Origin of the sequence: Marinobacter sp. (genome assembly GCF_039977835.1) — a bacterium.
Classification (GTDB): domain Bacteria; phylum Pseudomonadota; class Gammaproteobacteria; order Pseudomonadales; family Oleiphilaceae; genus Marinobacter.
Genome location: NZ_JBDWCL010000039.1, coordinates 16,979 through 26,477 on the forward strand (window position 1 = coordinate 16,979; position 9,499 = coordinate 26,477).

The 9,499-nt window shown below is 54.4% G+C and carries 21 protein-coding genes and 1 pseudogene; all 22 read right to left on the minus strand.

The genetic code is table 11. The features are described from left to right. Positions 1-6: 6 nt before the first annotated feature. Positions 7-441 carry a 50S ribosomal protein L15 gene (gene rplO, locus ABJM11_RS11130; RefSeq protein WP_150994701.1) on the minus strand — a complete coding sequence of 145 codons (435 nt, stop codon included), beginning with the start codon at positions 439-441 and terminating at the stop codon, positions 7-9. Between the two features lies 1 nt (position 442). Next, positions 443-631 carry a 50S ribosomal protein L30 gene (rpmD, locus tag ABJM11_RS11135; protein ID WP_007153997.1) on the minus strand — a complete coding sequence of 63 codons (189 nt, stop codon included), beginning with the start codon at positions 629-631 and terminating at the stop codon, positions 443-445. Positions 632-635: 4 nt separating this feature from the next. Beyond that, on the minus strand, positions 636-1,136 hold the full coding sequence (rpsE, locus tag ABJM11_RS11140; protein ID WP_007153998.1) for a 30S ribosomal protein S5: 501 nt from the start codon (positions 1,134-1,136) through the stop codon (positions 636-638). Between the two features lie 12 nt (positions 1,137-1,148). Next, entirely contained in the window at positions 1,149-1,496 is a 348-nt protein-coding gene (gene rplR / locus ABJM11_RS11145; RefSeq protein WP_348294679.1) for a 50S ribosomal protein L18, read from the minus strand. 9 nt (positions 1,497-1,505) lie between these two features. Beyond that, a complete protein-coding gene (rplF, locus tag ABJM11_RS11150) occupies positions 1,506-2,039 on the minus strand; it encodes a 50S ribosomal protein L6 (RefSeq protein WP_150994702.1) in 534 nt (177 codons plus the stop codon). 9 nt (positions 2,040-2,048) lie between these two features. After that, positions 2,049-2,441: a 30S ribosomal protein S8 gene (rpsH, locus tag ABJM11_RS11155; protein ID WP_007154001.1), complete on the minus strand. Its 393-nt coding sequence runs from the start codon at positions 2,439-2,441 to the stop codon at positions 2,049-2,051. Between the two features lie 89 nt (positions 2,442-2,530). Next, positions 2,531-2,836 (minus strand): 30S ribosomal protein S14, encoded by a 306-nt coding sequence (gene rpsN, locus ABJM11_RS11160; protein ID WP_027830887.1) that lies wholly within the window; start codon positions 2,834-2,836, stop codon positions 2,531-2,533. Positions 2,837-2,848: 12 nt separating this feature from the next. Continuing rightward, positions 2,849-3,388: a 50S ribosomal protein L5 gene (gene rplE, locus ABJM11_RS11165; protein WP_036203346.1), complete on the minus strand. Its 540-nt coding sequence runs from the start codon at positions 3,386-3,388 to the stop codon at positions 2,849-2,851. Between the two features lie 15 nt (positions 3,389-3,403). Then, a complete protein-coding gene (rplX, locus tag ABJM11_RS11170; RefSeq protein ID WP_135956417.1) occupies positions 3,404-3,724 on the minus strand; it encodes a 50S ribosomal protein L24 in 321 nt (106 codons plus the stop codon). A 16-nt stretch (positions 3,725-3,740) separates the two neighbouring features. Then, positions 3,741-4,109, minus strand: a complete 369-nt coding sequence (gene rplN / locus ABJM11_RS11175) for a 50S ribosomal protein L14 (RefSeq protein ID WP_007154005.1) — start codon at positions 4,107-4,109, stop codon at positions 3,741-3,743. A gap of 58 nt (positions 4,110-4,167) precedes the next feature. Beyond that, on the minus strand, positions 4,168-4,434 hold the full coding sequence (gene rpsQ / locus ABJM11_RS11180) for a 30S ribosomal protein S17 (RefSeq protein WP_007154006.1): 267 nt from the start codon (positions 4,432-4,434) through the stop codon (positions 4,168-4,170). Position 4,435: 1 nt separating this feature from the next. Then, positions 4,436-4,627: a 50S ribosomal protein L29 gene (gene rpmC, locus ABJM11_RS11185; RefSeq protein ID WP_027830883.1), complete on the minus strand. Its 192-nt coding sequence runs from the start codon at positions 4,625-4,627 to the stop codon at positions 4,436-4,438. Then, positions 4,627-5,040: a 50S ribosomal protein L16 gene (gene rplP, locus ABJM11_RS11190; protein WP_027830882.1), complete on the minus strand. Its 414-nt coding sequence runs from the start codon at positions 5,038-5,040 to the stop codon at positions 4,627-4,629. The genes rpmC and rplP overlap by 1 nt, the downstream gene beginning before the upstream one ends. Before the next feature lie 12 nt (positions 5,041-5,052). Continuing rightward, the gene (gene rpsC, locus ABJM11_RS11195) at positions 5,053-5,736 is read right to left on the minus strand and encodes a 30S ribosomal protein S3 (RefSeq protein WP_007154009.1); all 684 of its coding nucleotides are present in this window, start codon (positions 5,734-5,736) and stop codon (positions 5,053-5,055) included. An 11-nt stretch (positions 5,737-5,747) separates the two neighbouring features. Next, positions 5,748-6,080: a 50S ribosomal protein L22 gene (gene rplV / locus ABJM11_RS11200; RefSeq protein ID WP_007154010.1), complete on the minus strand. Its 333-nt coding sequence runs from the start codon at positions 6,078-6,080 to the stop codon at positions 5,748-5,750. A 16-nt stretch (positions 6,081-6,096) separates the two neighbouring features. After that, a complete protein-coding gene (gene rpsS / locus ABJM11_RS11205) occupies positions 6,097-6,372 on the minus strand; it encodes a 30S ribosomal protein S19 (RefSeq protein ID WP_012139770.1) in 276 nt (91 codons plus the stop codon). Between the two features lie 23 nt (positions 6,373-6,395). Further along, positions 6,396-7,223 (minus strand): 50S ribosomal protein L2, encoded by an 828-nt coding sequence (gene rplB / locus ABJM11_RS11210; RefSeq protein WP_007154012.1) that lies wholly within the window; start codon positions 7,221-7,223, stop codon positions 6,396-6,398. A gap of 17 nt (positions 7,224-7,240) precedes the next feature. After that, positions 7,241-7,534: a 50S ribosomal protein L23 gene (gene rplW, locus ABJM11_RS11215; protein ID WP_285393843.1), complete on the minus strand. Its 294-nt coding sequence runs from the start codon at positions 7,532-7,534 to the stop codon at positions 7,241-7,243. Then, positions 7,531-8,136 carry a 50S ribosomal protein L4 gene (gene rplD / locus ABJM11_RS11220; RefSeq protein ID WP_348294683.1) on the minus strand — a complete coding sequence of 202 codons (606 nt, stop codon included), beginning with the start codon at positions 8,134-8,136 and terminating at the stop codon, positions 7,531-7,533. The genes rplW and rplD overlap by 4 nt, the downstream gene beginning before the upstream one ends. An 11-nt stretch (positions 8,137-8,147) precedes the next feature. Next, positions 8,148-8,786 (minus strand): 50S ribosomal protein L3, encoded by a 639-nt coding sequence (gene rplC / locus ABJM11_RS11225; protein ID WP_348294685.1) that lies wholly within the window; start codon positions 8,784-8,786, stop codon positions 8,148-8,150. Positions 8,787-8,858: 72 nt separating this feature from the next. Continuing rightward, positions 8,859-9,170: a 30S ribosomal protein S10 gene (rpsJ, locus tag ABJM11_RS11230; RefSeq protein ID WP_004580743.1), complete on the minus strand. Its 312-nt coding sequence runs from the start codon at positions 9,168-9,170 to the stop codon at positions 8,859-8,861. Between the two features lie 186 nt (positions 9,171-9,356). Further along, positions 9,357-9,499 (minus strand): annotated as a pseudogene (gene tuf, locus ABJM11_RS11235) (elongation factor Tu); the annotation flags it as partial.

Consider the following 9,499-nt stretch of genomic DNA (forward strand, 5'->3'; position numbering starts at 1 on the left):
CTCGCCTTAGTCTTCGACTTTACCGCCCGCGGCTGTGATCGCCTCGCGTGCGCCTTTGGTCACTTTAAGACCCTTGACGGTCACCGCACGGCTCAGTTCGCCGGACAGAATGACCTTCGCTTCACGAATTTCTTCGCGAACGATGTCAGCTTTTTTCAGGGCCGCAAGATCGGCAACATCGCCGTCTACTTTCGCCAGTTCGTTCAGGCGAATTTCGGCCACATAGCGCTGCTGGCGCGAGGTGAAACCAAACTTCGGCAGACGACGGGCCAACGGCTGCTGACCACCCTCGAAACCGGGAGCTACACTGCCACCGGAGCGGGCTTTCAGACCCTTGTGACCACGACCACCGGTCTTGCCGAGGCCGCTGCCGATACCGCGACCCACACGCTTTGCGGCGGGACGTGAACCAGGCTCCGGACTAAGTTCGTTCAGACGCATCTTAGTTCTCCTCTACCTGCACCAGGTAGTTAACCCGGTTGATCATACCGCGGATGGACGGTGTATCTTCCACTTCCACAGTGTGACCGATTTTACGGAGACCCAGACCCTTCACACAAAGTTTGTGCTTGGGCTGACAGCCAATAGGGCTGCGGGTCAGTGTTACTTTGATCGTTTTTGCGTTCGCCATGACTTCAACCCAGAATCTCTTCCACGGATTTACCGCGCTTGGCTGCAATATCTTCAGGCGCTTGAGTTGCCTGGAGACCCTTGATGGTGGAACGTACCACGTTCACCGGGTTGGTAGACCCATAACATTTGGACAGTACGTTCTGCACACCCGCAACTTCCAGTACTGCACGCATCGCACCACCGGCGATAATACCGGTACCTTCTGATGCTGGCTGCATGTAGACCTTGGAGCCACCGTGCTGCGCTTTAACCGCATATTGCAGGGTATTTCCGTCAAGCGGGATGTCGACCATGTTCTTGCGTGCAGCTTCCATCGCCTTCTGGATCGCAACCGGCACTTCACGCGCCTTGCCACGACCGAAACCAACGCGTCCTTTACCATCACCCACTACAGTCAGTGCAGTGAAGGCAAAAATACGGCCGCCTTTAACAACCTTGGCGACGCGATTGACCTGAACCAGCTTCTCCTGGAGCTCAGGCGCCTTCTGTTCGTTAACGCTCATCTTCTCCACCTCTTAGAATTGCAAGCCAGCTTCACGGGCTGCGTCGGCCAGAGCCTGGACGCGACCATGATAACGGTAACCGGAGCGGTCAAAAGCGACCTGCTCTACACCTGCTGCCCTGGCACGCTCAGCAATCAGCTGACCGACCTTTTTGGCAGCGTCCACGTTACCGGTTGCACCCTGGCGCAGGTCCTTATCCAACGTGGAGGCAGCCGCCAGCACCTTGCTGCCGTCTGCAGTCGTAACCTGGGCATACATGTGCCGTGGTGTACGATGTACACACAGGCGGTTTGTGCCCAACTTACGGATCTTCATGCGCACCTTGCGTGCGCGACGCAATCTTTCGTTATTCGCGCTCATAGTCCCGCCTTATTTCTTCTTGGCTTCTTTGCGTCTGACCTGCTCATCCGCATAACGCACACCCTTGCCTTTGTAAGGCTCTGGTGGACGGAATGCACGGATCTCAGCAGCGACCTGGCCAACCTGTTGCTTGTCGATTCCGCGAATCACAACTTCCGTATTGGACGGAGTTTCAGCGGTAATCCCCTCGGGCAGCTCATATTCAACCGGGTGTGAAAAACCCAGTGTCAGATTGAGCTTCTTACCTTGCGCCTGGGCACGGTAGCCTACGCCCGTCAGCGCGAGCTTGCGCTCGAAGCCTGTAGACACACCGGTCACCATATTATTGACCAGTGCGCGGGTAGTACCAGCAAGAGCGCGGGACTGTTTGGCTCCATCACGGGCGGCAAAACGCAGAACATTCTCTTCCTGCGTCACGTCAACCACGTGGTGGATGGTGAATTGAAGTGATCCTTTGGACCCCTTCACATTAATTTCCTGTCCGTTCAGCTTAACCTCAACACCGGAAGGCAGCACGACAGGATTATTGGCAACCCTGGACATGTGTATCTCCTAAAATACGGTGCAGATGACTTCGCCACCCACGCCGGCAGCACGTGCAGCGCGGTCTGTCATTACGCCCTTGGACGTAGAGACAATCGCGACTCCCAGACCACCGGATACTTTCGGCAGTTCCCCAGCGCCCTTGTACTGGCGCAGACTCGGACGGCTGACCCGCTTGATTTCCTCAATAACCGGCTTGCCGCCGAAGTACTTGAGGTTAATGGTCAGCTCGGGCTTCGCGTCAGCTGAGACGGAAAAATCGGCTACGTAACCTTCGTCCTTGAGGACCTGGGCTACGGAGATCTTCATTTTTGAAGATGGCATGGCCACATCAGCCTTCTGTGCCATCTGTGCATTACGGATACGGGTAAACATATCCGCAAGCGTATCTTGCATACTCATCGGTATGAGACTCCTGATCTTTTTAGTTGTGCAGCGGCGCGCCGCACCGCTTACCAACGGGCATCTGACCTGCGGTCAGAGTGCCTGCCTTACCAGCTTGCTTTGGTCAGGCCCGGAACATCACCGCGCATGCCAGCTTCACGCAACTTGATGCGTGACAGCTTGAACTTGCGCAGGACGCCATGGGGACGACCTGTAATCTGGCAACGATTACGAAGACGCGAGGGAGATGCATCACGAGGAAGCTGTTGAAGCTTCATCTGTGCATCCCAACGGTCATCATCGCTGGTATTCGGGTTCTTGATAATCGCCTTGAGCTCCGCACGCTTCGCTGCATACTTCGCAACGGTTTTCTCGCGCTTGAACTCGCGGTTCTTCATGGAAACCTTAGCCATTACACTCGTTCCTTATTTCTTGAACGGAAAGCCGAAAGCTTTCAGCAGTTCGCGACCTTCATCGTCGGTACCGGCTGTGGTGGTAATGGTGATGTCAAGACCACGGATCTTGTCGACTCTGTCGTACTCGATCTCGGGGAAAATGATCTGCTCACGCACGCCCATGCTGTAGTTACCGCGACCGTCGAAGGACTTGGGATTCAGACCGCGGAAGTCACGAATGCGGGGAACCGCAATGTGAACCAGACGATCAAAGAAGTCCCACATGCGCTCACCGCGCAGCGTAACTTTACAACCGATCGGCCAACCTTCACGGATTTTGAAACCCGCAACGGATTTACGCGCCAGAGTGACAACCGCTTTCTGACCAGCCAGGCGCTCAAGATCCGCCACAGCATTCTCAATCAGCTTCTTGTCACCGACCGCCTCGCCGACACCCATGTTCAGGGTGATCTTCTCGATACGCGGCACCTGCATGATGTTCTTGTAGCTGAACTCTTTCTGCAGGGCGGGTACCACTTCCTTACTGTACTGCTCTTTCATGTTAAGCATCGTAACCACCACCGCTTACTGGTTATCGACGACTTCTTTCGTGGACTTAAATATCCGCACCTTGGCGCCGTCTTCCTTGATCTGGAAGCCTACGCGATCGGCTTTGCCGGTCTGCGGATTAAAAATAGCCACGTTGGAAGCCTGGATAGGTGCTTCTTTTTCGACGATGCCACCTGGGGTGCCAGACATCGGGTTAGGCTTGGTGTGCTTCTTGATCATATTGATCCCAGAAACTACCACCCGGCCATCGTCCTGAACCTTCAGGACTTTACCACGTTTGCCTTGGTCTTTCCCCGTAGTGACGATTACTTCGTCATCTCGTTTGATCTTTTTCATAACCGGCCTCTGGTCCTTAAAGTACTTCGGGTGCCAGTGAAATAATTTTCATGAACTTCTCATTTCGCAGTTCACGGGTAACCGGTCCGAAGATACGGGTACCAATTGGTGCGTCCTGATTGTTCAGAAGTACCGCCGCATTTCCGTCGAAACGAATAAGCGACCCGTCGGGACGACGCACACCTTTACGGGTACGCACAACGACAGCTTTCAGGACCTGGCCTTTTTTCACTTTACCGCGGGGGATGGCTTCCTTAACGGTTACCTTGATGATATCCCCAACGCTGGCGTAACGCCTATGTGAACCGCCCAGGACCTTGATGCACATAACCTGACGTGCACCACTGTTGTCCGCGACTTCAAGCATTGTTTGAGTCTGAATCATGGTTGTTCTCCAGCAGAAACCACTTTGCCGTTACGACAAGACTCACCGTCCGGGCGAGTTACACCTTCGATGCGCGTTCGGTGACTTCCACCAGAGCCCAGCTTTTGGTCTTGGAGACCGGGCGGGTTTCCTGGATTGTAACGGTGTCACCGATGTTGCACTGATTGCTCTCGTCGTGAGCGTGAATTTTGGATGAGCGCTTCATGTACTTACCGTACAGAGGATGCTTAACCTGGCGCTCAACCAGAACCACAATGGATTTCTCCATTTTGTTGCTCACGACCTTGCCGCTCAGGGTTCTGGCAGTTTGGGTAGCTTCAGTCATGTTACTGTCCTGCCTTTTCATTCATAACCGTTTTCACGCGAGCTATGTCACGCTTCACCTTCGGTAGAAGATGAGACTGATTCAGCTGACCTGTCGCCTTACGCATGCGCAGGTTGAACTGCTCCTTCAGGAGGTCGATCAGCTCTTTGTTCAGCTCCTCGACTGACTTCTCACGCAGCTCTGTTGCTTTCATCACATCACCGTCCTCGTAACAAAGGTGGTCTGTACGGGCAGTTTGGCCGCAGCAAGAGTGAATGCATCGCGAGCGATTTCCTCGGAGACGCCTTCCATCTCATAAAGCATCCGGCCTGGCTGAATCTCAGCCACCCAATACTCGACAGAACCCTTACCTTTACCCATTCGTACTTCCAGCGGCTTACTGGAGATCGGCTTGTCCGGGAAAATCCGGATCCAGATCTTACCGCCCCGCTTGATGCGACGTGTCATGGTACGACGCGCTGCTTCAATCTGGCGCGCAGTTATACGTCCACGGGTTGTCGCCTTCAATCCGTATTCACCGAAGCTCACCTTGTTAGCACGGTGAGCAAGACCGGTGTTACGGCCTTTCATTACCTTGCGAAATTTGGTGCGTTTTGGTTGCAGCATTTGAGTGCCCCTTTACTTAGAACCTTTCTTCCCAGAGGCTTTCTTGTCAGCACGGACCTGCTCCATACCACCAAGAATCTCACCTTTGAAGATCCATACCTTGACGCCGATAATGCCGTAAGTGGTCTTCGCTTCGTAGGTCGAGTAATCGATATCTGCACGCAGTGTGTGCAGCGGTACACGACCTTCGCGATACCACTCGGAACGGGCAATTTCAGCACCCCCGAGACGACCGCCAACCTGGATCTTGATGCCTTTCGCTCCCTGGCGCATGGCGTTCTGTACCGCACGCTTCATGGCGCGACGGAACATCACACGACGCTCCAGCTGACCGGCAACGTTCTGCGCGACCAGGCGGGCATCCAGGTCCGGCTTGCGGACTTCTTCGATGTTGATGTGCACAGGCACACCCATCATGTCGCTGACTTCGCGACGCAGACGGTCAACATCTTCACCCTTCTTGCCGATAACAATACCGGGACGGGCTGTATGGATCGTGATACGGGCGTTCTGAGCAGGGCGCTCGATCACAATCTTGCTGACAGACGCCTTAACCAGACGCTTGTCGAGGAATTCGCGAACCTGAATGTCGTTCAACAGGTTGTTCGCGTATTCCGCTTTTTCCGCATACCACACTGAGTTGTGCTCTTTGATCACACCCAGGCGCATGCCGGTTGGATTTACTTTATGACCCATCTGAGCATCTCCTACTTGTCGGCGACCTTGACGGTGATATGACAGGTGCGCTTGAAAATCCGGTCAGCGCGCCCCTTGGCTCGAGCCTTGATTCGCTTGAGCGTCGGACCCTCATCCACCATAACGGTGGAAACCCGCAGATCATCTACGTCCAGACCTTCGTTGTGCTCAGCGTTGGCAATGGCAGACTCAAGAGCTTTCTTGAGAATGACCGCCGCCTTCTTAGGGCTGAAAGTCAGAATGTTCAGGGCGTCCTCAACAGCCTTGCCGCGTACTTGGTCAGCGACAAGACGCGCTTTCTGAGCTGAGAGGCGAGCGCCCTTGTACTTGGCTGCTACTTCCATTTCTATTACCTCACAATCAGCGTTTAGCTTTCTTGTCGGCCGCATGACCACGATAAGTACGCGTTGCCGCGAACTCACCCAGCTTATGCCCGACCATATCTTCGGTGACATAAACCGGCACGTGCTGCTTGCCGTTGTGGACTGCAATGGTCAAGCCTACAAACTCCGGGAAGATTGTCGAACGACGCGACCAGGTCTTGATCGGTCGCTTGTCGTTCGCTTCCAGAGCTGCCTCGACCTTCTTCAACAGATGCAGGTCTATAAAAGGACCTTTCTTTAAAGAACGTGGCACAGCATTTACCTCTATGTAGTCGTTTACTTGGCTGAACGACGACGTACTATCATCTTGTCAGTACGCTTGTTCTTACGAGTCTTATGCCCTTTGGTCGGAACACCCCACGGAGTAACCGGGTGACGCCCGCCAGAGGTACGCCCTTCACCACCACCATGTGGGTGGTCAACTGGGTTCATAGCAACACCACGTACTGTTGGACGTTTACCGCGCCAACGTGATGCACCCGCTTTACCAAGCTGCTTGAGGCTGTGTTCGCTGTTGGACACTTCGCCCAACGTCGCACGACAGTCAACAAGCACCTTACGCATTTCACCTGAACGCAGGCGGATGGTGGCGTAAGCCCCCTCCCGAGCAACCAGCTGTACGGATGCGCCCGCGGAGCGAGCCAGCTGGGCACCTTTGCCAGGCTTGATTTCGACGCAGTGAATCACAGAACCGACCGGAATATTCCGGAGCGGCAGCGTGCTTCCTACTTTAATCGGCGCGTCGATGCCGGAGCGCACAGGATCACCGATCTGCATACCTTTGGGAGCGATAATGTAACGACGCTCGCCATCGGCATACTTGATCAGCGCAATGTGCGCCGAGCGGTTAGGATCGTATTCCAGGCGCTCAATAGTCGCCGGAATACCATCTTTGGTCCGCTTAAAGTCGATAACGCGGTAGTGCTTCTTGTGGCCACCACCAATATGACGGGTAGTGATGCGACCAAAATGGTTGCGACCACCCGATTTGCTCAATGTTTCTACCAACGGCTCGTAAGGGCGCCCCTTGTGAAGATCAGGGTTAAAGAGCTTAACAACGTGACGGCGGCCGGCAGATGTTGGCTTGGTTTTGACGATCGGCATTTTACGACCCCTTTACCTTATTCCACATCCAGAAAATCAATGTCCTGACCGTCCGCAAGCTTCACATAAGCCTTACGAATGTCAGCACGCTTGCCGAAGCCGCGAACGGTACGCTTGAGCTTACCCTTACGGTTCAGAACCTGAACACCTTCGACGGTGACGTTGAACAGCTGCTCAACGGCTTTCTTGATCTCGGGCTTGGTTGCATCAGGGGCTACACGAAATACCACCTGACCACTTTCCGCTACCAGAGAGGCTTTCTCTGATACGTGGGGCCCAAGAAGAATCTTGTAAATACGTTCCTGATTCATCCCAGCATCTCCTCGATTTTCTTCAGAGCGGGAACAGTCACAACGACCTTCTCGAAGGCAACCAGGCTAACCGGATCCAGACCAGCAATGTCACGCACGTCTACGTGCGGGATGTTGCGAGAGGCCAGATGCAGATTCTGCTCAACGTTTTCGGAGAGAATCAGTGCATTGGTCACACCGATATCCTTCAGCTTGGCGCTAAACGCTTTGGTCTTGGGGCTGTCAACATTGATGTCGTCAACAACGACCAGACGCTCCTGGCGGACCAGCTCTGAAAAAATGGAGCGCATCGCTGCGCGGTACATCTTGCGGTTGACCTTCTGCTCAAAGCCACGGGGCTTGGCAGCAAAGGTAACACCACCGGAGCGCCAGATCGGGCTTCGGATTGTACCAGCACGGGCACGACCAGTGCCCTTTTGACGCCATGGCTTTTTGCCACCACCAGCGACTTCGGAACGCGTCTTTTGTGCCTTGGTTCCCTGACGGGCGCCTGCCATATAGGCAGTGACCACCTGGTGAACCAGCGACTCGTTAAAATCTTTGGCAAATGCAGCATCGGAAACAGAAATTCCCTTGCCGCTACCTGTAATTGTCAATTCCATCGCACCGCTCCTCAGGCTTTAACTGCAGGCTTGATGACAACATTTCCGCCGGTCGCGCCCGGAACGGCACCACGAATCAGCAGAAGGTTGCGCTCGGCGTCGACACGGACGACTTGCAGGTTCTGCACAGTCACCTGCGCATTGCCCATCTGGCCCGCCATCTTTTTGCCCTTGAATACCTTGCCCGGAGTCTGGTTCTGACCGATGGAACCCGGAGCACGATGAGAAAGGGAGTTACCGTGTGTGGCGTCCTGCATGGAGAAGTTCCAGCGCTTAACACCGCCCTGGAAACCTTTACCCTTGGACTGACCGGTAGCATCCACGACCTGGCCATCTTCAAAGATGGACGCGGTAATTTCACCGCCGGCTGCCAGCTCTTCACCTTCACCGTCGGCGAGGCGGAATTCCCACAGACCACGACCTGCCTCTACTCCGGCTTTAGCATAATGGCCTGCTTCGCTTTTGGTCACACGTGAGGAACGACGCTTACCAACGGTTACCTGAACCGCACGATAGCCATCGCTTTCAAGAGTTTTCAGTTGGGTAATGCGGTTGGGCTCAACCTCGATTACCGTTACGGGCAGCGCTTGCCCGTCTTCCGTAAAAATACGGGTCATACCGGCCTTGCGACCGACAATTCCAATTGCCATGTTTCACCTCTTAAGTGTACGGGGCTCTCACCCTCTATGGCCTTATGACAGTTACACAGACTAACCGCGTGGTTAGCCGAGGCTGATCTGAACGTCTACACCTGCTGCCAGATCCAGCTTCATCAAAGCATCTACTGTCTTTTCCGTCGGCTCGACGATGTCCAGCAGACGCTTGTGTGTACGAATCTCGTACTGATCACGCGCGTCTTTGTTGACGTGCGGGGAGATCAGAACGGTGTACTTTTCCTTCCGCGTCGGCAGAGGGATTGGTCCACGCACTTGAGCGCCGGTCCGCTTGGCGGTATCGACAATCTCCTGCGTTGACTGGTCGATCAGGCGGTAATCAAACGCCTTCAACCGGATTCGAATTTTTTGGCTTTGCATGATGCACCCAAACTCCACTCGTAGCAGCTACTAGTTAGCCGACCTTCAAAAAAAGGAGCCGCATTGTATGCATAATACCCAGCAGTGTCAACTGCGTTCAGCAGCGACTCCGCCAGGTCAGATTGTGCGGCTGAAACAGAAAAAGGGGCTGAGTTTCAGCCCCTTTTTCCTGATCAAACGAGCAGATTACTCGATGATCTTGGAGACCACACCGGCACCAACAGTACGGCCGCCTTCACGAATCGCGAAGCGCAGGCCATCTTCCATGGCGATCGGGTTGATCAGGGTAACACTCATCTTCACGTTGTCACCCGGCATTACCATTTCCA